Genomic DNA, 24,341 nt, shown 5'->3' with positions numbered 1-24,341 from the left:
ACCCTGGGATCCGTCCCGGGGCAGGTCCGGGGCCGTTCGGGTGGCCTGTGCGGGGAATCGGGGCGCGGAATTGCTTGCGGTGGTGTCGGTGACCACAGATATAACTGACGCATGTCACATCCCCACCCCGAGAGGAGCCTCACCCTGCCCGACGACGGCGCCGCCTCCCCTGCCGACCTCGCCGACTCCCTGTCCACGACTCTCCCCACCGGTCTGGCCGATGACCTGGCCGACGATCTGGCCCGCGAGCTGTCGGACGGCCTGCCCGAGCCCGTCTGGCCCGACTTCGGCGACCACGACGAGGCCGCACGCCGCGCGGTGGCCGCCGTGGCCGCGATGCTCGGCCGTCCCGTCCCGGAGCGTCCAAAGGACCCCCGCTCGTCGAGCGAGTGGCTCGCCCGCCAGTGGGACGTCGACGAGAGCGCGCTGGTCAACGTCTCGCGCGACATGTCGCGCACCCTGCAGCGGCTGCACGCCTACGCCCTCCAGCGCTGGGTCGAACGGCACCCGGACGACGTCGCCGTGTTCGGTCCGGGCGGAGCGCCGCAGCGCGCGGCACTCGACCTGGGCAACGGCACCTCCGTGAGCGTGCCGGCCGTGGCGACCGTCCTCTTCCCCGCCGGTTCCGCGTACGAGACGCCGGTGGCCGTCGAGGTGGCCTACCGCTACGGCACGCCCACGGTCACCGCCTTCGCCCCGCCAGGGGGCCTGGCGCTCGCCGAGCAGGTCCTCGCGGACCTGACCCGCACGCTGGAGGTCGACCACCCGTACCGCGGCGGCGTCCTGTCCGTGCGGGCGCCGAGCGGCTCCGTCGAGCTGACGCCGGTCAAGCACACCGTGCAGGTGCGCGGCGACGTCGTGCTGCCCGCCGACCTGTGGCACGAGGTCGACCTGTTCTGCTCCAGCGTCACCACGCGCCGCGCCGCCCTGCGCGCGCTGGGCCACACGACGTCGCGCGGCCTGCTGCTCGCCGGCAAGCCTGGCGTCGGCAAGACGAAGCTCACCAGGGTGATCGCCACGGAGCTCGCGGGACCGCTCACGGTCGTGCTGGTCACGGCGGAGGTGCTGCGCGGCTGGATGACCGAGCTGTACGAGGAGATCCGGGGCCTTGGCCCCTGCCTGGTCGTGCTGGAGGAGATCGACTCGGTGGCGTCGAAGGGCTCGCGCGGCGAGACCTCGTTCGCCGAGTTCCTCGACGCCCTCGACGGCACCCGCAGCTCGGACGACGTGCTGACCGTCGCCACCACGAACGACCCCGAGTCCCTCGACCCGGCCGTGAAGCGGCCCGGCCGCTTCGACACCATCATCGAGGTGCCGCCACCGGACCAGCCGGGGCGCACGGAGATCCTGCGTCTGTTCCTGCCCCCGGACTCCGCTGTCGACGTCGCCCTGGTGGCCTCCTACCTGGACGGCGCCACGGGTGCGGACCTGCGCGAGGTCGCCCGCCGCTCGATCCTGGAGCACGGCCCCGACGGGCTGACGACCGACCGGGTCACCGACGTGGCGACGTCCGGCCGGTGGAAGTCCGCACCGGTGGCCGGCAACTACCTCTGATCCGCTACAGCCCTTGCCAGTCGGGTTTGCCGGCGTAGGTCTGGCGGTAGTAGTCGGCGAGCTGGAGGCGGGAGGCCGCTGCGTCGTCGACCAGGACCGTGGCGTGCGGGTGGGTCTGCATGATGGTGGCGGGCCACATCGCCGAGATCGGTCCCTCGACCAGCTGGTGGACCGCCTCGGCCTTGGCCCGCCCCGAGGCCAGGAGCACCAGGTGCCGCGCGGACATGATCGTGGCAAGGCCCTGGGTCAGGCAGTGCCGCGGCACCTGCTCGACGGACCCGCCGAAGAACCGCGCGTTGTCCTCCCGGGTCTGCCGGGTCAGGGTCTTGATCCGGGTGCGGGACGCGAGCGAGGAACCGGGCTCGTTGAACGCGATGTGCCCGTCCGTCCCGATCCCGAGGAGCTGCAGGTCCACACCCCCGGCCTGCGCGATGTCCGCCTCGTAGGCGGCGCACGCCGCGGGCAGGTCCTCGGCCAGACCGTCCGGGCCCCGCACCGCGCCCGGGGCGAGGTCGACCCGGGCGGCGAACTCCTTGTCGATCACGTTGCGGTACCGCTGCGGATGGTCCGCGGCCAGGCCGACGTACTCGTCGAGCATGAACGCCCGCGCCCGCGCGAACGACAGCCCCTCCTCGGCATGACGGCGAGCCAGCTCGTCGTACACCGCGAGCGGTGAGGAGCCGGTCGCCAGCCCCAGCACCACACCGGGCCGCGCCGTCAACAGCCCCTGCACCGCGTCCGCCGCCAGCCGCGCGAGCTCACCCGCCGGCGCGATCACGACCTCCATCAGCTTCTCCTTCCCAGGACCGCGGCGCCGACCGCCGCGACCGGCACGTGGGTCGGCGCGAGCCGCACCCGCTCCGCCAGCTTGAGCGACCCGAGGAACGGCGATGCCTTCGCCTGCTTCCGGAGCGCGTCCTGCACGGCATCCAGGAGCTCCGTCCCGAGCTGTGCCACACCGCCGCCGAGCACCACGTGCCGCACGTCGGTGGTCAGCACGAGCAGGCGAACCGCCGAGGCCGTGGCATCGGCGAACCGGTCCTTGACCACTATCGCCTCCTGGTCGCCTGCGCGCGCCGCCTCGAACAGCTCCACAGGCGACGGCTTCCCGTGCCGGGACGGCCACGCCGCCTCCAGCGCCTTGCCCGACGCGAACCGCTCCAGGCAGCCGCGCTGCCCGCACGTGCACTCCGGGCCCAGCGGGTCCACGGGGATGTGCCCGATCTCGCCCGCCGCACCGCTCACGCCGCGGCGCAGCTGCCCGTCGAGCACCAGACCGGACGCGAGCCCGGTGCCGAGCGCCAGGAACGCCAGGTCCTCGTGGTCCCGTTCCCCACCCGCACGCTCCAGCACGTGCGCCGCGCCGACGGCGGCCACGTTGAGGTCGTTCTCGACCACCACCGGCACCCCGCCCAGCTCGGCGGACAGCAGCTCGGCGAGCGGGAGCTCGTCGTCGTGCACACCCAGGTTGACCGCATGCTTCACGGTGCCGCAGCGGTGGTCGACGATGCCGGGTATACCCAGCCCGACGCCGGCCAGGTCCGCGAGGTCCACCCCGACCGACGCGACGACGTCTCGCACCGCCTGCACCGCGCCCGCCACCAGCCCGTCCGCGCCGTGCACCGTGGACCGGCGCACCGTGCCGACCACCTCGCCCTCCGGGTCGAGGAGCGCGCCGAGGATCTTCGTCCCGCCGATGTCGAGGCCGACCGTGTACGCGGGCTCCCGCCCCGTCTCGGACCGGGCGCTCCCCTTCCGCTTGCCGACCTTTCCCATCCCGACCTCTCGCTTGCTGGGTTCGCCCTGGTCGGACGTGCCCGAACCGGACTTGCTGTCCATCAGCCCTTCACCGCGCCGGACACCAGACCACCGGTCATCCGACCCTGGACGATCAGGAAGAAGACGACAGCGGGGATCGCGATGAGCACCGACCCTGCCATGACCGCTCCCCAGTTGGTGGCCTGCGTGGCCTGCAGGAACGTACGCAGCCACAGGGTCAGTGTCATCGCATCGGGCCGTTGCATGATCACCAGCGCAGTGACGAACTCGTTCCACGCCTGGATGAACGCGAACACACCCGTTGCCACCAGGCCGGGGGCGAGCAGCGGGAACGTGACCCGCCAGAAGGCACCGGCAGGGGAACACCCGTCGATCATCGCCGCCTCCTCCAGCTCCTTGGGTACACCGTTGACGAATCCGCGCAACGTCCAGATGGTGAACGGCAGCACGCCGGCCGCGTACACGAGCGTCAAGCCGATGATCGTGTTGAGCAGCTGCCAGCCGTCGATGATCCGGTACATCGAGATGATCATCGCCTCTCCTGGGATCATCTGGACGACCAGGATCAGCACGATGAAGGTGCGTCGGCCCTTGAACTGGAACCGCGTGAGGGCGAGCGCCGCGACGAAGCCCACGACCAGGGCGATGACCAGGGTCAGGAACGTGACGCTGATCGAGTTCAGCACGGCAGGCGGGAACGGCGCCCGCGCGTTGAACATCGCCGTGCGGTAGTTGTCCAGCGTGAACACGTCCGGGGTCGGGAAGAACGCCAGGTTCTCCCCGCGGATCCGGTTGTTCGGCAGGAACGACGTGCTGACCATCCAGTACACAGGGAAGGCCGCGACGGCGAAGACGACCAGGGCGAGGACACCGAAGCCGGTGTCGGCGAGGCGCTTGCGGATCTTGATCACTGCTCGTCCTCCCGCAGCGTGCGCCGCACATAGGGGTAGGCGATGGTCAGCATGACGACCACGAAGATGACGCCGATCGCGCTCGCCATCCCGTAGTGCCCCTGTGCCATGCCCGTCTGATAGATGTAGACGCCGATGGTGTTGGTCAGCTCGCGGTCGCCGCCGATGTCCTGCAGCACGAACACCTGCGTGAAGACCTTCAGGTCCCAGATCATCGACAGCACCACGAGCACGGTGATGATGCCGCGCACGTAGGGCACCTGGATGAGCCGGAAGCGCTGGAACGCGCTCGCGCCGTCGAGCTGCGCGGCCTCCATGACCTCCTCGGGGACCTGCGTGAGCCCCGCGTACAGCGTGAACGCGACGAACGGGACCGCGCCCCAGACGACGATGCAGGTCAGGATCACGAAGAACGACAAAGGGTTGATCAGCCAGGAGTAGCCGAACCATCGGTCGCCGGTGATGGCGGTGAGCAGGTTGTTCACCACGCCGTACTGCGTGTCGAACACCCAGCCCCACACGGTGGTCGCGGCCAGCGTCGGCATGGCCCAGGCCAGCAGCAGGCCCACGGACATCAGGAGCCGCATGCGCTTGCCGACGCGGATCATGAGCAGCGCCACGAGCATGCCGAGCACCATCGTGATGACGACGAGGACGATCATGAGCGCGAAGCTGCGCGCGAACACGGTCCAGAAGCCCTCGACGTCGGTCAGCACCGCCGCGTAGTTGTCGAACCCGACCCACTCGGCAGGGACGCCCATGAGCTGAGCGCGCTCGTACTCCTGGAACGACATGACGAGCAGCCGGACGACGGGGTACCCCGTCATCACCCCGAGGATGACCATGGTGGCGGAGAGCAGTAGCCAGGGCAGGTAGGACCGCCGGCGTTTCTGCCGGATCAGCTGGCGAGGTGGCGCCGGTGGATCGAGAAGTGTCGAGCTCATGTCCTGTCTTCCTCGGAAGCGGCCGGCAGCCTCTCCCTGGAAGAGCGGCCGCGAGCATCAGGCGGGCAGTGGTGTCCCGCCCCGCCCGGGCTTCTGGGGTCGCACCGGGCGGGGCGGGAAGTCGTGCTGACCGAGGTCAGCTGTTGAGGATCTCCTCGATGTCCGCGTCGAGCTGCTCGGCCACTGCCTTGACGTCGTCACCGGAGGCGATCTTCGTGAAGGCGCTCTGCAGGAGCATCTTCGACTCGACGTCGGCCCACTTGGGGGAGGCCGGCGTGAGCTTCGCGTTGGCGGCCGCCTCGACGGCGGCCTTGCCGATCGACGTCTCCTGGTCGACCTGCTCGAAGAGCGAGGTCTTGGCCGGGATCAGCCCGTTGCCCGCGAGGATCGTCTGGTACTCGTCGCTGAGCAGGATCTCGTAGGCGCTCATCGCGAGGTCCGGACGGGCCGACTTCTGCGCGATGGCGATGTTCGAACCGCCGGCGAACACCTGCGCGGCGCCGCCGTCCTTGCCCGGCAGTGCCATGCCCTCGAGGTCCTTGCCGTACGTGGAAGCACAGCCCGGCACGCCCTCCGGCTCCTCCGGCTCCTCCGGAGCGTTGATGGACCACTGGATCCAGCTCGGCGCCGAGAGGAAGGCGACCTTGCCCTCGCAGAACGGCACCTGCAGGTCCGTCTCCTGCGCGTCGGCCGGGGCGTTGTTGCCCTCGGTCATGATGGTCTGGATCTGCTCCAGGCCTGCGAGCCCACCCTCGGAGGAGAATCCGGCGTCCCAGGTGCCGTCCTCTGCCTGCTCGGCGACGTAGCCGCCGTTCTCCCAGATGAAGGGCAGGGCGTTGTACCAGTCCTGGCCGGGCCAGTAGACGCCGGACAGGTCGTCGGTCTTCAGGTCGACGGCGGTCTCGACGTACTCGTCGAGCGTGGTCGGCACCTCGGTGTCGCCGAGGACCTGCTCGGAGTAGAAGACGACGCGCGAGCCCGAGTAGTACGGCAGAGCGTAGTGCTTGCCCTCCCAGTCACCGGCCTCGACGAAGCCGGGCAGCAGGTCGTCGCCGCCCAGGGACTCGAACTCGTCCCCGGTGATCTCGCGGAAGTAGCCCGCCTCGGTGAACGCGGCGGCCTGGGTGTTGCCGATCTCGACCACGTCGGGAGCGTCCGAGCCGGCCAGCGCCGTCGTGTACTTGTCGACCAGGCCGTCCCAGGCCTGCTCCTCGATGACGAGGGTGCTGCCCTCGTTCTGCTCCTCGAAGGTCTTCTTCAGGTAGTCGCGCGCCTCTGGCGGCGTGTCGGTGCCGACGAGCCAGACCCGGACCTCGCCGGGGCCGGTCTCTTCGGCGGTCGCTGCGCCGCCCGCGTTACCGCAGGCGCTGAGCGCGAGGGTCAGGGTGATCGCCGACGCCGCAGCGCCGACGAGACGGTTTCTGTTCACGTTTGTGTTCCTCCCGGGATACGACTTTGTGTCGCGGTGCGTGGTGATGACTCGAGTGGAAGCTCGATGAGACGCCTGCCGCCGACACGTGCGCACGGATGCTCACGAGACCCCCAGCTGGGCGGAAAGCACGAGGACGGCGGCGCCCGCCAGCACCACGTCCTCGTCGAGTGCGGCCATCCGCAGCTGCAGGCCAGAGTTGATGGCCGGCATCGTGCGCTGACGGATGGTGTCCAGCGCGGCCTCGCGCAGGGCGCCGTCGAGCAGTCCGCGGGGACCGCTCAGCAACACCTCCGAGAGGTTGAGCGCGCTGACGACCGGGGCGAGGGTCACGCCAAGCACCCGGCCAGCCGACGCCAGAGCGGCGTCGGAATCTTCTTTGTTCTTGTTCGCGACCGCGCGCCGCAGCGCCGGCACGGACAGGACGGTCTCGAGGCAGCCGGTCCGGCCGCAGGCGCACTCGTCCCCGTCGTCCACCACGGTGACGTGGCCGATCTCGCCGGCGGCGTCGCCCTGCCCGTGCACGCGCACGCCGTCGACCACCACGCCGGCGCCGACGCCCGCGCCGACCGTGACCACGAGCATGCCGGAGCTACCGCCGCCGTAGGTGAACTCGCCGAGCGCCGCCGTGTTGGCGTCGTTCGCGACGTGGACGGGCAGACCCGTGCGCTCGCCAAGGATCTCGGCGAGGGGGACGTCGTACCACCCGCGGTTGGGGGCCTCGACCACGCGCCCGTCCAGCCCGACGATGCCGGGCGAACCGACGCCGACGCCGATCACCGGGTGGTTCGCGGCGGCCACGAGCCGACGGATGAAGCGCGTGAGCAGGTCGACCAGCTCGTCGCCCGTGCGGCCGTCGATGTCGAGCTGACGACGCACCACGATCTCGCCGGTGAGGCTGAGGACGGCACCGCGCATGCGGCCGTACTCGGTGAGGTCGACGGCCACGATCTGGTAGGCGTCGGTCCGCAGGCCCACCAGGATCGCGGGCTTGCCGACGCGCTGACCGGGCCGGGTACCGAGCTCCTCCACCAGGCCCTCGGTGATGAGCACCGAGACCAGGTCCGAGATGGTGACGCGGGTGAGGGAGGTCGCTCGGGCGAGATCGGCCCGGGAGGTGGGCCCCTCGTGGAAGAGGTGCTGCAGCACGAGGGACCGGTTGTGTGCCCTGGCGTGCTCGGGGAGCACCTTGGACGTCGCGCGCAGGCGTGCGCCGAGCCCTCGCCCGGTGCCGTTCCGCTCTGTCGTCGTCGCCATGTTTGTTAGTAGACCTCCTTAACAGAGTCCCTGTCTATCGCCCGGATTGACCCGTAACAAGACTGTTACGTGGCTCACGCTGCGCCGGGCGACGAACGCGCTCTGCCGCCGTCTTCGGATTACTTCACGTACCTGACGAACCCGAGACTGCCCCACCTTGGCGTTATCGGCACAGCGTGACCGCAGCGTGATCAAAAACAGCGCAAAACCGATGAAAAATCGGGTCACCGGGCCCGCAAGTTCACAAAGGGATCACAGTTCTCAGGTGGGGTCGGTTCCTGCACTGTCGGCCTCATACGCTCGTCCCATGAAGCGCATCCGGTCAGCCAGGGGGGACGTGGGCATGCCCGCTCGCCGACTCGCCCGTCATCTCCTGGCAGCGGCCGTCGGGGCGACCCTCGCGGTCACCCTCGCGGCCTGTTCCGGGGGCGGCGCGAGCGATTCCGGCAGCGGGGCGGAGGCGGCCAACGACCGCGACGGCGCGCGCAGCGAGGCGGTAGCACCGGGCTCGGCCGAGGACGCGGTCACCGGCGCGGCGGGCGCCGTCGGCCTCGCAGAGGCTCCTGAGGAAGCGATCAACCGGGAGCTCATCACCACGGGCGACGCGACGCTCGCCGTCGAGGACCCGTTCGAGGCGGCGGAGCAGATCGCGGACCTCGTCGAGACAGCCGGTGGCAGGGTGGAGGCGCGCGACGAGCGGGCCGGGACCGACGACGAGCCCGGCAGCGCGTCGATGACGCTCCGTATCCCCGCCGACCGGGTCTCGGCCACGCTGGACGCACTCGACAAGCTCGGCGAGGTGCGCGACCGCCATGTCGAGACGGTGGACGTCACCGGCACCGCACAGGACCTCGACGCCCGGATCGCCGCGCTGCGTACCTCGACCGACCGGCTGCGCGAGCTCCTGGCGGACGCGGACCGCACCGCAGACCTCATCGAGATCGAGGCGGAGCTCGCGACGCGGCAGGCCGAGCTGGACTCCCGGGTCTCCGAGCGCAGCCGGCTCTCGGACGAGGTCGCGATGTCCACGCTGAACGTCGAGATCGTCGCGGAGGGCACCCCGGCGGCCCAGGCCCAGCCGGGCGGCTTCCTCGGTGGCCTGTCCGCGGGCTGGAGCGCCCTGGTCAAGACGTTCAACGTGGTAGTCCTGGTGCTCGGGGCGATCATCCCGTGGCTCGCGCTGGGCGGGCTGGTGCTGCTCGTGGTGGTCGGCGTGCGCAGGCAGCTCGCCAAGGGCGAGCCCGACGGACCGGCGCCGGTCACCGCCGAGCCGGAGCCCGTCGAGCCCTGACCTCGAGCTCGGGCGGCTCACCGACCCTTCGTCCTACGGAGCGGCGAACCGGGCCTCGATCTGCGCGAGCGCCTGCAGCTGCTGTTCGTTGAGCAGGTCCGCCGTGTGCTCGCTGACGAGATCGGCGGAGCTGCCGAGGTCGAGCAGGTCCTGCTCCGCGAACTCGGTGACCAGCCCGTGGAACGTCGTCGTGAAGCTGTCGACGACGGACGAGATCTCCTGGTCGGTGCTGTCAGCGCCCAGCCGGCTGAACCGTCCGACGACGGCGCTGACGAGCGGGACCATCGTGGGATCGCTGATCCGTCGGTAGAAGCGAGTCAGGTGCGGCATCGCCGCCTCACCGACCAGGTGGGCCAGGAGCACTGTCTGGTCCCGGTCGAACCGCATCAGCTCCGGCGGGAGGTCGGCTGCCGCGAACATGGCGACGAACGGTGCCAGCTCCGGCGGGAGGTCCGGCGCGACACGGTGCTCACGCAGGTGGGCGATCAGTGCCCGCTGGCTGGTCAGCCGGTCGATCTGCCCGGCCAGCTCCGCGTCCAGCTCGTCCAGGAGAGCCCCTGTGTCGCCGGGCGCGTCGTCGAGCAGGTCCGGCATCCGTTCGAGCGGTATGCCGACGGCCGCGAGACGCTTGATGCGCAGGAGCCGGACGAGGTCGTGCAGGTCGTAGTCGCGGTAGTCGTTGCTGTCTCGCCGGGGCTCGGCGAGCACCCCCACCTCGTGGTAGTGGCGCAGCGCCCGCACCGTGACTCCGGCGAGGCGGGCCAGCTCGCCGCTACGCACGTGCCGCCCCCACCTTCGCGTCGTCCGTCGTCGCCGCAGGCTCCGGTTCCAGGTGGCGCAGAGACCGCGCGAACAGGCCGACGGCGACGGCGATCAGCCAGACGCCGGCCAGCGCGATCGCCGCGACCTCGACGCTGATGTACTCGGTCAGCACGGCGGCGGCAAGCAGCCCGACCGGCGGAGCGGCAGTCATGACCGCATTCTGCGTGCCCATGATCCGTCCGCGCATCCGCTCGGGGATGCGCTCGATCATGAGCACCCCCATCAGGCTGCCGAACAGCCCGCTGGAGAGCCCGACCACGAAGGCACCCGCGAGGACCACCCACACCGAGGACAGCGTGGCGACGACACCGAACCCGACCGTCGTCCCGACGAGCCCGGTGAGGAACCAGGTCCTGCGTGCCCCGCGCGCACCGGCGCCCGCATAGACCCCGGCACCAACGAGCATCCCGGCGGCGAGGGCGGTCAGGACGAAGCCCAGCATCCCTGGCTGGTCGATCTGGGTGAACCAGACCGGCAGGACCAGGCCTTGCAACGAGGCCAGGACCAGCACCGAGACCACGGTGAGCGCCGTCGTGGCGATCAGGAACGGGCTGCGCAGCAGCACCTGCCAGCCGTCGCGGAGCTGCGCCCAGCCGCTGCCCGGCGGGACGAGGTCACGTTCGACGACGACCTCTCCCACCCGGTGCGGGATCAACAGGGTCAGCAGGGCAGCGAGCAGCGAGGTCGCCGCCGTGATCCACAGGACGGTCGAGCCGTCGAAGAGCACCATCAGGGTTCCGGCCACCGCCGGACCCAGCAGCAGCGCGACCGCACCGAGCCCCTCCCTGATGCCGACCAGCCGTTCGGAGCTGATCCCGCCGTGGCGCACGATCGCGGGCAGCAGGGCATCACGAGCCGTCATTCCAGGCACGTCGCCGAGCGACCCGATGATCCCGAACAGGATGAACCAGCCAAGGCTCAGGCCAGAGACCATGTCGACGACGGGCAGCGCGGCCACCGAGACCGCCGACACCAGGTCCGTGACGACGGACGAGGTGCGGCGATTGATCCGGTCGATCACGACGCCCATGACCAGGCCGGCGAGCACGGCGGGCACGGCGGTCGCCGCGGCCACCGTGCCGGCGCCAAGGGCGCTCCCGGTGATCTGGAGGACGATCAGCGGGAACGCGACTCCCGCGATGGAGTTCCCCAGCAGCGAGAGCAGGTAGGACGACAGGTACGCGACGGGAATGAGCCTCATGGAGACAGTCAGAACCATCACGTAGGGGCGGGGTCAAGCCCGCCGGCCGCACTCAGTCGGTGATCGCCAGCGCGTCGATCTCGACCAGCATCTCCTCGCGCGGCAGACCCACGAACACGGTGGTCCGGCTCGGCAGCACGCCGCTCGGGCAGTGCTTCGTCACGAACTCGCCGTAGGCCTCGTTCATCGGCGCGAAGTCCTCGCGCTCGAGCAGGTAGACGCGCAGCATCACGACGTCGTCGAACATCGCGCCGCCGGCCTCGACGATCGCCCGCACGTTCTCCAGCGTGCGCGTGGTCTGCGCGGCGACGTCGCCGAGGTGCACGTACTCCCCCGTCGCCGGGTCCGTGGGGCCCTGCCCGGAGACCTGGACGAACGGCCCCTTGCGTACGCCCTGGTGGAACGTGTGCGCGGGCGCCGGGGCGTCCGGGGTGGAGATGGCGGTCTTCGCGGTCATCGGGTTCTCCTTGCTCGGGTCGTGCGGTGGGTCAGGTACGTCGGGTACGTCAGGTGGGTCTGCCGGCTCAGAAGTCGAGCGTGACCTGCTCGGCGACCTCGTCGCCGCGGGTCACCAGGGCGGTGCGGTACTTGTCGAACGTGGTGCACGGGTGCGAGATGCCGAACCCGATGACGTCGCCCGGCCGGAGCGCCCCCTCGCTCACCGGCTCGACGGCGAGGTAGGCGTGCTGGTCGTTGAGCGCGGTCACGCGCACGCCGGTCAGCTCACGGGCCTCGCCGAGGCGGCCCGCCGCGTCGACGGCGCGCGCGACGAGCGGCGTCGGCAGGTCGATGTCGAACGACACGTCCCTGCGTCCCATGCCGCAGATGACGAGCCCGGGCTCCGGCGCGGACAGCACGGAGGCCCAGACCGTGATCGCGGGGCGCAGCGCCGGCGCACCCAGCCGCGTCCACGGGTCGGTGCGCAGGTAGTGCCCGTGGTCGTGGGTCACGTACGCGCCGGACCGCACGACCGCTCGGGTCGGCACGGTCTCGCCCGCCGCGTCCTGGACCGGTACCGCGAGGCGCCGGGTGACGACGTCGGCGAAGGCGCTGCCGCCCGCGCTCAGCACGACCGGCCCCGCCACGAGCCCCGCGATCCCGGCGGCGACCTCGCGCAGCTGGTCGCACCACCGGCCGACGGCGGCCAGCTCGTCGGAGCTGGTGCCGCCCGCCACCGGCCCCTCGTAGCCGGCGACGCCGACCAGCCGCAGGCCGGCGTCGTGCACCCGGCCCGCGAGGGTCACCGCGTCGGGCACCGTGCGCACCCCGGTGCGGCCCCCGGGCACACCGAGCTCCACGAGCACGCCCAGCCGTGCGGCGTCCTCGGGCGCGGCGTCGGCGAAACCCGCGGCGAGCAGGTCGATCCCCCGGACGGAGTCCACATACACCCAGACCTCGTCGGCGGCCCGGCCGGCGGTGCCGTCGGTGAGTGCCGCGCGCAGCCAGGCGACGTCGCGGGGGTCGACCAGCTCGTTGGCGAGGAAGGCACGGCGTCCGGCGCCCGGGACGCCCCAGCCGAGCATCGTGCGGAGCTGCGCGGGTGTCGCGACGGTGGCGCCCCACGACCCGACAGCGGCCTGCCGCTGCCAGATCTCGCGGGACATGTGCGTCTTCACGTGCGGCGCGTGCTCCACCCCGCCCTCGGCCAGCACGCGAGCCACGGTCGCGATGTTGTGGTCCAGCGCCGCCTCGTCGAGGGTCAGCAGGGGCCAGGTGAACGTGGGGTCGTCGATGCGCAGCACACCCACATCCTGCCGTGTCCCCGGCCTCCTACGCACGTGTCGCCCGCTGCTCTCTCCTCTTCGAGACCTAAGTTTCTTCGCTTTCCGGCCCCGGAAAGCGAAGAAACTTAGGTCTCGAAGGAGAGCGCGGGGCGTGCCGCCGGCCGCAGGCCCCGGCCCGGCGTCGCACCGGTGAGCCTGCCCGCCGCCAGCACCGGCACCCCGCCGACGAGCACGTCCTCGATGCCCGTCGCCGGTGTGCGTGGCTCCTCGTAGGTCGCATCGGAGCGGACCTGGCCGGGGTCGACGAGCGCGATGTCGGCGACGCCACCCGGCACGATCTCCCCGCGGCCCGCCAGGGCGAACCGGCGCGCGGCACGGGCCGACAGGTGCTCGGCCGCGTCCCACCAGGTCCACGACCCACGCCGCACGTGCTCGTCGAGCAGCCGGGCGAAGGCGCCCCAGCCGCGCGGGTGCGGCCGTCCGCCCCAGTAGATGGCGTCCGAGCCCGCCAGGTGCGCCTCGTACCCGGCCAGCGCGTGGACGGACCCGGCCGAGTTCGTCGGCGGCTGCGCGAACACGCAGCTCGCACGCAGCGCGGTCGTCGTGAGCACCTCGATCACCGTGTCGGGGGCCGAGCGCCCGAGCCGCGCGGCGACGTCGGGCAGGGTCATGCCCTCCGCCCACTCCAGGCCGGGGACGGACGCGAACGTGATGCGGGGCCAGAGGTCGGTCAGGCCGGCGAAGTGTTCGCCCAGCCGAGCAGCCGTCGCGGGGTCGCGCAGGGCCTCGACGGTCGCGGCGGCGTCGGCCAGCGGCAGCCACGTCGGCAGGGCGACCATCGACAGGATGGAACATCCGCGCAGGTACGGGTAGGAGTCGTAGGTGACGTCGAGCCCCCCGGCGCGCGCCGCCCCGACGCGTTCCAGGAGCTCGTCCGCGGGGCCGTGCAGGTGGGACACGTGCGTCGCGACGCCGGACGCGCGGGCGATCCGCACCAGCTCGTCGAGTCCGGCGACGCCCCGGTCCTCGTACCCGCGCATGTGGCTCACGTGCGGCAGCCCTCGCGCGGCCGCCACCTTCGCGAGCGCCACGAGCTCGCGCTCGTCGGCATAGGCGGCGGGCACGTACTCGAGACCGGTCGAGAACCCGCAGGCGCCGTCGTCCAGGGCCTGCTCCAGCAGGCCCACCATCGCGGCCACCTCGTCGTCGGACGCCGGGCGCTGCGCGGCTCCGAGCACCCGGTAGCGCAGGGTGCCGTGCGGGGCGAGGTACGCGACGTTCACCGGGACGGTGCGGTGGTACGTGCCCAGCAGATCACCGACGGACCCGCCGTCGAACGTGGGGTGCACCCCGTTGATGGCGGCGAAGTACGTGCTCGCCCAGTCGTAGGTCGCGCGGTCGCCCGGGGCGAACGAGACGCCGTCCTGCCCCGTCACTACCGTGGTGATGCCCTGGCGCAGCATGGCGAGCTGCACCTCCGGCTCGAAGACGGCGGCCTCCGCGTGCGTGTGCGCGTCCACGAACCCTGGCATCGCCACCCGGCCATGCGCGTCGAGCGTCCGGACGTCGCGCTCGAGGACGTCCTGCCCGACGGCGGGGCGCGTACCCGGGCTGGTGATCGCGGCGAGCCTGCCGCGCGCGACGTGCAGGTCCACCGGCTCGGACACGGTGCCGTCAGGCTGCGGCACCCGGGCGCCGCGGATCAGGATCGTGCCGGTCATGCGTCACTCTCCGAGGTCTCGGTGTCGGGGGCTTCGGTGGGCCGGTTCTCGACGCCGCCGTCCTCGCGCCAGCCGCCGATCCCTGCCCAGCCGCCGACGGCGGTCTCCGCCGCCAGGTCTCGGGGGTAGCCGTCGACGCCGGGGCGGGTCTGCCACGGGTGCGGCCCGGCGAGCGGCCGGTACTCGACGCCGTACGCGTCGAGGCGCGGCAGGTGCTGCCGCTCCAGGCGGTCCAGGAACTCCCTCGATGCCGCGGACCCCGGTGCCCGGTCGGCCTGCTGCGACCAGGCGACCTCCGCGAAGGCCGCCAGCCGGGGAAAGGTCGCGTAGTCGACGCGCCGCGCGCTGTCGAGGTGCTCGGTCCAGACCTGCGCCTGCGTGCCGAGCAGACGCCCGGGTCCTCGTCGCGTGCCGGCTGTCCGTTGCGTCGAGGCCCGCTGACCCGGCAGGTCGCCAGCACTCAACGAGGCCGGGAGGGGCTCGAAGGACAGGACGTCCTCGACCGTGCGGAGGAAGCCGACCGGGATCGGCTCCGCCGGATGCTCACCGGCGCGGTGGTCGAGGTAGACGGCCTGCTCTGGTGCCATGACGACGTCGTACCCGGACTCGAGCGCGGCCGCACCCTGGGCGTAGCCGCGCCAGGACGTGACTATCGCGTCGCGCGGCAGCATGGGCGACATCGCCTCGTCCCAGACCACGGCACGGCGGCCGGCGTCGGACACGTGCTCCGCGAGGCGGGCGACGAACCAGCCGTGCAGCTGCGCCACGTCCGGGGTCGAGGGGTCCGCGCCGACCAGCCCCAGCGACCTGGCGCGCTCGACGATGTGGGGCGACCCGCGCCACAGGGTGGGCGGCACCTCGTCGCCGCCGAGGCCGATCCATGGCGTGTCGAAGACGTCGAAGACCTCGTCCAGCACGTGGCGGAAGAACGCGAGGGACCCCTCGGACGGGTCGAGCACGTCCTGGCTGATGCCCCACGTGGTGCGGACCCCGCTGCGGTCCTTGCGCGTCCCGAGCTCCGGGTAGGCGGCGACGGCCGCCTCGACGTGGCCAGGGACGTCGATCTCCGGGACCACGGTGATGTCCCGGTCGCGGGCGAAGGCCACGATCTCGCGCAGGTCGTCCTGCGTGTAGAACCCGCCGTGCGGGCGGCCGTCCCGCGAGCCGGTGCGCCAAGTGCCGACCGTCGACTCACGGCGCCACGCGCCGGTCCTGGTCAGCTCCGGGTAGCGGTTGACCTGCATGCGCCAGCCCTGGTCGTCGGTGAGGTGCAGCTGCAGCACGTTCAGCCGGTGGGCGGCTGCGAGGTCGATGAACCGGAGCACGTCGTGCTTGGGCAGGAAATGGCGTGCGACGTCGAGCAGCACGCCGCGCCACTCGAAGCGGGGGTGGTCCTCGATGCGCACTGCCGGGAGCTCGAACGAGCCACCTGACGGGGCAGGCCCCGGTGCACCGGGCCGACCGCCCGCCGGGCCGCGGAAGGCCGCGGCCGCGCGGCGGTAGGCCACCGGTCCGGCGAGCTGGCGCAGGGTCTGCGCGGCGGCATGCGCACCGGCGAGGTCCGCGGCCTCGACGTGCACGGTGCCCGACACCGCGCCGGCGGGCTCCGCGCTGTCCGACGCTGCCGGGCGCACATCGATCCGGTAGCCCCCGACCGACAGGTCGGCAGCGAGGGCGAAGACGACGCCCTGTCCTGAGCCCGTCCGAGGGTCGGCGCCCTTGTCTGCGACCTCGTCGGCGACCGATGGCACCAGGTCAAGGCCGAAAGCCTCCTCCGTGACGCGGCGCCACCAGCGCGCGGCAGGCCGCAGCGCGGGGTCGCTCATGACCCGCGCGCCGTCCTCGATCATCACCGAGCCGCCCCGCACCTGCGTCGACGCAGGCTTTGGGACGAGGCAAGGGTCTCGGGGGTAGTGCACGGCGTCACCCTAACGCGGCGAGAGCGCGCGGTCCCTGGGACCGCGCGCTCCACCTCGTCCCGGATCTCGGATCGGTCAGGCCGCCCGGCAGGACACGTCGCGCCGCGGCATCTCACCGTCGACCAGATAGGTCGTCGCGACGTTCAGCGCACACGCGTTGCCCCCGAGCACGTAGACACCGTGACCGCTGCCGTCGACGGTCACCAGCCGCGACCGGTCACCGAACTTCTCGTGCAGCTGCTTGCCACCGGCCAGCGGGGTGACGGGGTCCCGCCGGTTCTGGAGGATCAGCACGTTGCTCCGGCCCGCCTCGGCGACCTGCACCGGCGGCTCGATCGGCTCGGGCCAGTAGGCACAGGGCACGATGTTGGCCGACGCCGCGCCGAACAGCGGGAACTTCTTGCGGTCCTCTGCCACGGCCTTGCGGTAGGTGTTGACGTCCTCGGGCCATTCGACGTCGTTGCAGGTCGTGGCAAGGAACACCGACAGAGCGTTGGAGATCGGCGACACCTCGCCGCTGGACGCGCCACTGCTCGGCACGGTGCCGCTGGACGGGACACCCTCGAAGAGGTCCGTCTCCAGCAGGCTCCGGGCGGCTGCTCCGTCACCGGCCCGCAGCGACTGCCACGCCTGCGCCGTCCTGCCGTAGCTCCGCTCGCTGTAGAGCCCCACGAAGACGACCTGGCGGAACAGGGTGCCGTCGACACCCTGGACGGGACTACGGTCCAGCTGCTCGGCGGTCTCGAAGTAGTCGGCGCGCACCTGCGCCGGAGTCCGGCCCAGGCCGTAGGCGGTGTCACGCTTGGCTGCCCACCGCGCGAAGTCCGGGAACGTCTGCTCCATCCCCTGGGCGAACCTGCGCAGGCCCTCCCGGTCGAGGTGCGTGTCGCCGACGATGCTGTCGAGCACCACCCGGTCGGCCGTCCCGGGGAACATCGACGCATACGCGGCACCCAGCGACGAACCGTAGGAGTACCCCAGGAAGCTGGCCTTCTCCTCGCCCAGCGCGGCCCGGATGCTGTCCAGGTCACGGGCCATGTTCGCCGTCGACACGTGACGGAGCAGACCGTTCTCGTCGTTCGCCGCACACTGCTCGGCCGCGGCCTCGACGACCTTCGCCCGCTCGACGACCGCCGCGTCGTCGACCGCGTACGGCGGGACGTTGCCGAAGTAGTCGCCGCCGACGGTGAACTCGCAGTCCACCCGGGTCGAGTGGCCCACCCCGCGGGTGTCCATGCCGATCAGGTCGTAGGCATCCAGCACGGTGTCCGGCAGGCCCTGGGAGGCCAAGAGCGTCGACTGCGTGAGACCGGAGCCGCCGGGGCCACCCGGGTTGAGCAGGAGCACGCCGCGCCGCTCGGCCGGGTTGTCGCTGGCCATCCGGGAGATCTCGATCGTGATCTGCTCTCCGTCCGGATCGGAGTAGTCCAACGGCACAGGCACGCTGGCACAGGTCAGGACGTAGGGCACTGCCCCTGCCGCGACGTCCGCGGGGCACGCGCCCCACTCCACCTGCGCGGCAGGCTCGCCGCCGGGCTCAGCGCCGTCCGGACGGACGTCGGCCGCTGCGGGCACCGCGAGCGTGCCTGCCAGGCCCAGCACGGTCAGCAGGGCCACGCCCCGGCGCCGCGCTCGTCGTGATCGGCCCTGATGCTGCGCGCCGTCGGACGCACCACCGTGCTGCGGCGCGTCGGCAGGGATCGGATGTGGGGACCTGAAGTGGGTTGGCTTCATGCACCCACCCTCCGACGGCGCATGCGCGCAGGTAAGTGTCACCAAGTCATCAGCCTGGCTGAGAAACACACGGTCGGTGCATGACAGATGTCACTCCCGCCGCAGCACGGGCTCCAGCGCCTCCAGCACTGCCGGGTCCTCGATCGTGGACGGCACCTGCGGGTGCTCGCCGTCGGCCAGCTGGCGCATGGTGCGCCGCAGGATCTTGCCCGAGCGGGTCTTCGGCAGCCCTGCGACCACCTGGACGTCCTTGAACGCCGCGACCGGACCGATCTGGTCGCGCACCGCCGCGACGAGCTCCGCCGCGACACCGTTGGGGTCGGCGCCGGCCTTGAGCACCACGAGCCCGCGCGGCACCTGCCCCTTGATCGGGTCGGCGGCCCCGATCACCGCGCACTCCGCCACGGCCGGGTGCGCCGCGAGCACACCTTCGATCGCGCCGGTGGACAGGCGGTGCCCGGCGACGTTGATGACGTCGTCGGTGCGGCCCATGACGTAGACGTACCCGTCGTCGTCGATGTAGCCGCCGTCGCCGGAGAGGTAGTACCCGTCGTAGGCGGCAAGGTACGAGGACACGTACCGCTCGTCGTCGCGCCACAGCGTCTGCAGGGTGCCGGGCGGGAGCGGCAGCCGGATCGCGAGGCTGCCCTCCTGCCCCGGCCCGGCGACCGTGCCGTCCGGGAGCAGCACCTGTACGTCGAAGCCCGGCACCGGGACCGACGGCGAACCGGGCCGGGTCGGCATCGGGTCCAGCCCACGCAGGTTGGCGACGACGGCCCATCCGGTCTCGGTCTGCCACCAGTGGTCGATGACGGGGACCCTGAGGACTCGTCCCGCCCACTCGTACGTGCCGGGGTCGAGCCGCTCCCCCGCGAGGAACAGGTGTCGCAGGGACGACGTGTCGTGCTCGGCCAGGAGGATCCCCTCCGGGTCCTCCTTCTTGATCGCGCGGATCGCGGTCGGTGCGGTGAACAGGGCCTCGACGCCGTGGTCGGCGACCACCCGCCAGAACGCACCGGCGTCCGGCGTGCCGACCGGTTTGCCCTCGTACAGCACGGAGGTGGCGCCCGCGATCAGCGGCCCGTAGACGATGTACGAGTGGCCGACCACCCAGCCGACGTCGGACGCCGTCCACCAGACCTGACCGGGTCCGACGTCGTACACGTTGCGCATCGACCACGCCATGGCGACGGCGTGGCCGCCGTTGTCGCGCAGGATGCCCTTGGGCTTCCCCGTGGTGCCCGACGTGTACAGGATGTAGAGCGGGTCGGTCGCCGCGACCTCGGCGCACGGCGCGGGGTTGGTCCGCCCGGCGCGCATGACGCTGTCCCAGTCCAGGTCTCGCCCCTCGACCAGCGTGGCGACGGCCTGCGGCCGCTGCAGCACCACGCACGACGCCGGCTCGTGGTCGGCCAGCTCGAGCGCCTTGTCGAGCAGCGGCTTGTACTCAACGATCCGCGTGGGCTCCACACCGCACGACGCCGACACGACCACCTTCGGCTGGGCGTCGTCGATCCGGAGGGCCACCTCGTTCGCGGCGAACCCGCCGAACACCACCGAGTGCACGGCGCCCAGCCGCGCGCAGGCCAGCATCGCGACGACCGCCTCAGGCACCATCGGCAGGTAGAGCACCACGCGGTCGCCCGGCCCGACGCCGAGGTCGCGCAGGCCGCCGGCGAACGCGGCGACGTCCTGCAGCAGCGACGCGTACGTGATCGTCGCGGTGGACCCCGTCACCGGGCTGTCGTAGATCAGCGCGGCCTGGTCCCCACGGCCTGCGATGACGTGCCGGTCCAGTGCGTTGTAGCAGGTGTTGAGCCGGCCGTCGGGAAACCAGCGGTAGAACGGTGGGCTGTCGCCGTCGAGCGCGCGGGTCGGCTTGCGGAACCACGAGACCAGGGCCGCCTGCTCACCCCAGAACCCCTCGGGGTCGGCGAGGCTGCGCCGGTAGACGTCCGCGTAGTCGGCCATGTGGTGTGCCCTCCCGTCCGGCGCCACGCACACCGGTGTGCGCGACGTCGTCAGTCTGCCCCGGCCCGGTCCCGGCGTCGAGCGGCAGGCCTGGACCGGGCCGGATGGGTCAGTCGCTCTCGACCAGCCGCGCCAGCTGGCCGACGACCGTCCCCCAGCCGTCGGCGAAGCCCAGCTCCGCGTGCCGCGCCCGGGCTGCCGGGTCGCCGTGGCGGACGGTGATCCGGTAGTCGGTGCCCTCCGGGTGGTCCCGCAGCTGGATCTCTGCCGTCATCGGGACCGGGGCGGGGCTGGTGGGGCGCCACTCGCCGTCGATCGCGTTGGTGAACACGATGCGCTCGTGGGCCTCTACGACCAGGAAGCAGGCGTCGAGGTGCGGCACGAACTCCGTACCGTCGTCGCTCATCTGGGTGACGAAGGCACCGCCGGGCCGGACGTCGAGCCGGTCGACGCGGCACCGGGTGGGGGCGGGGATCCACCACTGGGCGAGGCTCGCGGGGTCGATCCACGCTGCCCAGACGTCCTTGCGCGGTGCGCGGATGACTCGCTCGATGCGGAGGTCGAGATCGGGGTTCATTGGTTCTCCTTGGACTGGGTGACGAACCGCTCCATGCGGTCGGTGCGACCGGCCCAGAGGCTGCGCTGCTCGGCGAGCCAGTCCTCCACGAGCGCGAACCGCTCCTGGTTGAGCTCGCAGGTGCGCACCCGGCCGGTCTTGGCGGTGCGGATCAGGCCGTTCGACTCGAGCACCCGGACGTGCTTCATGAACGACGGCAGCGTCATGGGTGCCTCGCGGGCGAGATCGCCCACGCTCGCCGGACCCCCGCCGAGGCGCCGGACGACCGCGCGCCTCGTCGGGTCGGCGAGAGCGGTGAAGACGCCGTCGAGCACTGTCGAATGCTGAGCCATGTGGCTAAGTATTGACCGGGACCAACACTTAGCGCAAGGGCTAAGTGTTGGTCCAGGAAAGATCGGCTCCGGACCGCCTCTGGCGGCGGCGAGTCGCCGGGGGCCGGTAGGCGATCGCGCCCCTCGGGTACCCGACCTGACAAGCGCTGCTGTACCGGCTGCGGGGGACGCGCCCGGGCGCGGGGCCGGTCACGCCGACGGCACGGGTCCACGCCAGGGGCGGTTGCCCGGTGCCGTCCCGGACCTCGCGATCGACCGGTTCCGGTTCTCGCACCGGTTCCGGTGGTGCGGGCGCCACGGAGACATGGGTGTGCCCTGTCGGCGTGACCGTCTCCACCGCGTGCCGGCCGTCGACCTCGATGACCCTCTGCCTCCACCCCGGTGCTTGCTTCGCGTGGTTGCACCGGACACACAACCCCTGCCCGTTGTCCAGGCTGGTCTGACCGCCCTCGGCGTGCGGAAGGACGTGGTCGAGGTGCCGCACCGACGCGTCACACCACGACGTGCCACAGACGCCCTGCCCCCTCGCCCGCAACAACGCAGCCAGGCCCTGGGGTAGAACCGGGACGCCGACGTCGTCGCCAGCAACCGCCCACGCGGGTCGACGTAGATCGCACGCAACCACGCCGCACCGGCATCGATCCCGTGCGCGACGAGGTTGCGTGCCACCGGGCCCGGGACGGTGCCTGCGCCCGCAGGCATACCCTCCGGCACCACGGCAGGCTCATCACCACCAGCGAAGAGGGCCTGGTCGGAGACCAGCAGATTGATCATCACCGGCACATCATCCGCGTGCCCCTGTTCGCGGCCGGTGACGCGTTCGATCAGGGTGTCGACCATGATCTGCCCGGCACCGCGCTCGTCACCGGTGGCCCTGGCGGCGTCGGCGTGCGCCTTGAGCTGCGCGTAGGCCTGCACGCCCTGCTGCATCGGCACGAGCGCGGTCAGGTAGACCATCAGGTCGGGTGCCGGGCGTACCGAGACCCGCCGCTCCGTCACGGCCTTCGCGTTCCGCTTCACACACGCGTGCACGTCCAGCTCTGCTGCCAGCTTCTTGATCCGGGCGATCAGTCGCCTGGTGCCCATCCGGGCCAGGTCCGCCAGACCCGCGGGCCCGCAGATCTCGTCATCGATCCGCGCACGGTGCTCCGGCGTGAGGTGCGACGTCTCCCGCACCATGAGCGTCGCGCGCCACTGCGAGAGGACACCCGCGCGCAGGGCGTCGAAGGTGTGCGGCATCTGAGTGATCCACGCCCGGGCCGTACTCAGGAACGAGGCCCCCGCGTGCGGGCTGCACCGCATCGCCGCACCCACCTGGTTGGGCACACCACGACCCCGCCGCTCCGCCCGGACGCCCTGCGCGGCCTCCTCGGACCGGGTCGCCTCCTCCAGAGCGACAGCCAACCGCGCCTGCGTGGCCGTCACCGCGTTCTTCACCGCCCCCAGCTCACCGAGCAGATCCACCCACACGGCCCGGGTCAACTGCGAGACCGACCCGGGCGTGTCACCGGCACCCGGCAGAATCATGGACGCGATGAGCTCACGCACCGCGTGGACCTCGGCGACGCGCGTGGCCGCACCGTCCGCGGGACCGGCACCGGAAGGCACCGACGAGAGGGACTCGTCGGTGCCTTCCAATGCCGCGTCAGCGATGAACGTCATGCCATCAACATATGGCACACCCGTTCGATTCGCTCGTCGAGATCTCAGTCCTCTGCCAAGAGCAGAACGGCGTTCTCACCTCGGTCCCGTGAACCGGTGCCTCTCCGTGCGCGCCCAGCCCGGGTCCCCGGTCGTCGCAAAGCTGACCCACGCCCCGTGCACCTCTGCCGCGAGCGCCGCCGGCGCCTCTCCGGTCCCGAGCAGGCTGCCCGCACCGTGCAGGGCCGGCAGGCTCAGGGTGTCGAACACGTACGGCAGCTCCATGGTGTGGGCAGCGCCGAGCAGACCGCCCACGGCGTCGGACCGCCAGGCGAACTCGTAGGTGTAGGTCGGCGCCCGGCGCTGTGCCGCGTGCGCGTCCGCGAGGGCGCGGCTTCCCGCGCCGAAGAGCGCCTCCCCCAGGATCGCTGAGCGAAGCTCCCCGGCCCCGGCCAGCGGTCGTCGTTCGCGGAAGAGCGCCACCACCGCGGCTGGGTCAGGGTGTATCCGGGCCGCGAGGTCGTGCAGGTCGTCCTCTGTCGACGTGACCAGCTTGCCTTGCGGTACCAGATAGAGGTTGCCCTCGTCAGCAGCGGTGCCGACGAGGAGGGTCACGTCGGCGCCCGCGCCCGCCGCGACGGCCTCGGCCGGCTGGGTGTCGAGCACCAGGCTGAACGGGCTGAGACCGACCAGCGGGTCGAACCGCGTGTCCGTTCGCAGATCGACCCCGCCGAGTCGCCCCGCCGCCTCGACGAGCCGGTCGTCCGGCACCTGACCGATCCCGGCGACGTCCGGTTCGACGCCCAGGTCGGCTGCCGCGGCCGCCGTGACCCGTGCCGCCTGCTCCGTGCTGAACGCGCCCATCGCGTTGCCGCTCTGCACGATGGCGCGCCGGAAGAGGCCGTCGGCGCTCGGCGTCGCCAGGATCCCGCTGACGATCGTCGCGCCGGCGGACTGGCCGAACAACGTGACGTCGTCCGGGTCGCCGCCGAAGGCCTCGATGTTCCGCCGGACCCAGCGCAGCGCGGCCACGACGTCGAGCAGCCCCCGGTTGGCGGGTGCGCCCGGGATGTCCAGGAAGCCGGCTATGCCCAGCCGGTAGTTGAGCGTCACGAGCACCACCCCGTCGCGGGCGAAGGCTCGGCCGTCGTACAGCGGCGTCCTGCTGGAACCGGCGGTGAACCCGCCGCCGTGCACGAACACCATGACGGGTCTGTTCCGGGCCTCGGCCGGGGCCCACACGTCGGCCGTCAGGTAGTCCTCACCCTTGATCCACCCCGGCCCGAAGAACGGCGCCATGTCCAGGGCGCCGAATCCGTCGCGGCGCAGCTGGGGCGCCGTCGGGCCGGGCTGTGTCCCGTCCAGCACGTCGGTCCAGGGGGCGTGGTCGGCCGGCTCGGCGAACCGGGCAGCACCCACCGGACCCGCCGCGTACGGGATGCCGAGGTAGACGTGCGCTCCGGCGTCGGCGCGGCCGCGAACGTGGCCCTCGGTCGTGGTGACGATCAGATCTGACATGTTCTTCTCCTGTCGT

At 71.8% G+C, this 24,341-nt stretch carries 19 protein-coding genes and 1 pseudogene; 2 read left to right on the top strand and 18 right to left on the bottom strand.

Annotated elements, in window-relative coordinates; genetic code table 11:
* Positions 1–111 precede the first annotated feature (111 nt).
* Complete coding sequence (locus APR04_RS10635; protein WP_253869932.1) at positions 112–1,554, top strand: AAA family ATPase; 1,443 nt, start codon at positions 112–114, stop codon at positions 1,552–1,554.
* A gap of 4 nt (positions 1,555–1,558) precedes the next feature.
* On the opposite strand, the gene nagB is transcribed toward APR04_RS10635, so the two are convergent.
* From nagB to APR04_RS10605, 6 genes are all read right to left on the bottom strand, one after another.
* Complete coding sequence (nagB, locus tag APR04_RS10630; protein WP_253869929.1) at positions 1,559–2,341, bottom strand: glucosamine-6-phosphate deaminase; 783 nt, start codon at positions 2,339–2,341, stop codon at positions 1,559–1,561.
* Positions 2,341–3,393 (bottom strand): ROK family protein, encoded by a 1,053-nt coding sequence (locus tag APR04_RS10625; protein ID WP_308292341.1) that lies wholly within the window; start codon positions 3,391–3,393, stop codon positions 2,341–2,343. Before APR04_RS10625 ends, nagB begins: the two co-directional genes overlap by 1 nt.
* Complete coding sequence (locus APR04_RS10620) at positions 3,393–4,244, bottom strand: carbohydrate ABC transporter permease (protein ID WP_253869926.1); 852 nt, start codon at positions 4,242–4,244, stop codon at positions 3,393–3,395. The genes APR04_RS10625 and APR04_RS10620 overlap by 1 nt, the downstream gene beginning before the upstream one ends.
* Entirely contained in the window at positions 4,241–5,188 is a 948-nt protein-coding gene (locus tag APR04_RS10615; RefSeq protein WP_253869923.1) for a carbohydrate ABC transporter permease, read from the bottom strand. Before APR04_RS10615 ends, APR04_RS10620 begins: the two co-directional genes overlap by 4 nt.
* 136 nt (positions 5,189–5,324) lie before the next feature.
* Positions 5,325–6,617: an extracellular solute-binding protein gene (locus APR04_RS10610; RefSeq protein ID WP_253869920.1), complete on the bottom strand. Its 1,293-nt coding sequence runs from the start codon at positions 6,615–6,617 to the stop codon at positions 5,325–5,327.
* 102 nt (positions 6,618–6,719) lie between these two features.
* Positions 6,720–7,874 carry an ROK family transcriptional regulator gene (locus APR04_RS10605; protein ID WP_253869917.1) on the bottom strand — a complete coding sequence of 385 codons (1,155 nt, stop codon included), beginning with the start codon at positions 7,872–7,874 and terminating at the stop codon, positions 6,720–6,722.
* A 307-nt stretch (positions 7,875–8,181) separates the two neighbouring features.
* Here APR04_RS10605 and APR04_RS10600 point away from each other — a divergent pair, with 307 nt between their 5' ends.
* Positions 8,182–9,165: a DUF4349 domain-containing protein gene (locus APR04_RS10600; protein WP_253869914.1), complete on the top strand. Its 984-nt coding sequence runs from the start codon at positions 8,182–8,184 to the stop codon at positions 9,163–9,165.
* A gap of 33 nt (positions 9,166–9,198) precedes the next feature.
* Here the strand turns inward: APR04_RS10600 and APR04_RS10595 are convergent, their stop codons facing one another.
* From APR04_RS10595 to APR04_RS10540, 12 genes and pseudogenes are all read right to left on the bottom strand, one after another.
* Positions 9,199–9,945 (bottom strand): MerR family transcriptional regulator, encoded by a 747-nt coding sequence (locus APR04_RS10595; protein ID WP_253869912.1) that lies wholly within the window; start codon positions 9,943–9,945, stop codon positions 9,199–9,201.
* Positions 9,938–11,188 carry an MFS transporter gene (locus tag APR04_RS10590; protein ID WP_253869910.1) on the bottom strand — a complete coding sequence of 417 codons (1,251 nt, stop codon included), beginning with the start codon at positions 11,186–11,188 and terminating at the stop codon, positions 9,938–9,940. The genes APR04_RS10595 and APR04_RS10590 overlap by 8 nt, the downstream gene beginning before the upstream one ends.
* Positions 11,189–11,240: 52 nt before the next feature.
* Positions 11,241–11,645 (bottom strand): RidA family protein, encoded by a 405-nt coding sequence (locus APR04_RS10585; protein WP_253869908.1) that lies wholly within the window; start codon positions 11,643–11,645, stop codon positions 11,241–11,243.
* Between the two features lie 67 nt (positions 11,646–11,712).
* Complete coding sequence (locus APR04_RS10580; protein ID WP_253869905.1) at positions 11,713–12,930, bottom strand: alanine racemase; 1,218 nt, start codon at positions 12,928–12,930, stop codon at positions 11,713–11,715.
* A gap of 107 nt (positions 12,931–13,037) precedes the next feature.
* The gene (locus APR04_RS10575) at positions 13,038–14,633 is read right to left on the bottom strand and encodes an N-acyl-D-amino-acid deacylase family protein (protein WP_253869902.1); all 1,596 of its coding nucleotides are present in this window, start codon (positions 14,631–14,633) and stop codon (positions 13,038–13,040) included.
* Positions 14,630–16,552 carry a beta-N-acetylhexosaminidase gene (locus APR04_RS10570; RefSeq protein WP_253869899.1) on the bottom strand — a complete coding sequence of 641 codons (1,923 nt, stop codon included), beginning with the start codon at positions 16,550–16,552 and terminating at the stop codon, positions 14,630–14,632. The genes APR04_RS10575 and APR04_RS10570 overlap by 4 nt, the downstream gene beginning before the upstream one ends.
* A gap of 75 nt (positions 16,553–16,627) precedes the next feature.
* Entirely contained in the window at positions 16,628–18,286 is a 1,659-nt protein-coding gene (locus APR04_RS10565; protein ID WP_253869896.1) for an alpha/beta hydrolase, read from the bottom strand.
* 90 nt (positions 18,287–18,376) lie between these two features.
* A complete protein-coding gene (locus APR04_RS10560) occupies positions 18,377–20,257 on the bottom strand; it encodes a propionyl-CoA synthetase (protein WP_253869893.1) in 1,881 nt (626 codons plus the stop codon).
* A 109-nt stretch (positions 20,258–20,366) separates the two neighbouring features.
* Positions 20,367–20,834: an SRPBCC domain-containing protein gene (locus APR04_RS10555; protein ID WP_253869890.1), complete on the bottom strand. Its 468-nt coding sequence runs from the start codon at positions 20,832–20,834 to the stop codon at positions 20,367–20,369.
* A complete protein-coding gene (locus APR04_RS10550) occupies positions 20,831–21,166 on the bottom strand; it encodes an ArsR/SmtB family transcription factor (RefSeq protein ID WP_253869886.1) in 336 nt (111 codons plus the stop codon). The genes APR04_RS10555 and APR04_RS10550 overlap by 4 nt, the downstream gene beginning before the upstream one ends.
* 40 nt (positions 21,167–21,206) lie before the next feature.
* Positions 21,207–22,693, bottom strand: a pseudogene (locus tag APR04_RS10545) (HNH endonuclease).
* A 210-nt stretch (positions 22,694–22,903) separates the two neighbouring features.
* On the bottom strand, positions 22,904–24,325 hold the full coding sequence (locus tag APR04_RS10540; RefSeq protein WP_253869883.1) for a carboxylesterase/lipase family protein: 1,422 nt from the start codon (positions 24,323–24,325) through the stop codon (positions 22,904–22,906).
* Between the last annotated feature and the right edge of the window lie 16 nt (positions 24,326–24,341).

It is taken from the genome of Promicromonospora umidemergens (genome assembly GCF_024171995.1).
GTDB classification, from domain to species: Bacteria; Actinomycetota; Actinomycetes; order Actinomycetales; family Cellulomonadaceae; genus Promicromonospora; species Promicromonospora umidemergens.
Note: the sequence above shows the minus strand (reverse complement) of the source record. Positions and strands in the feature narration are given on the sequence as shown.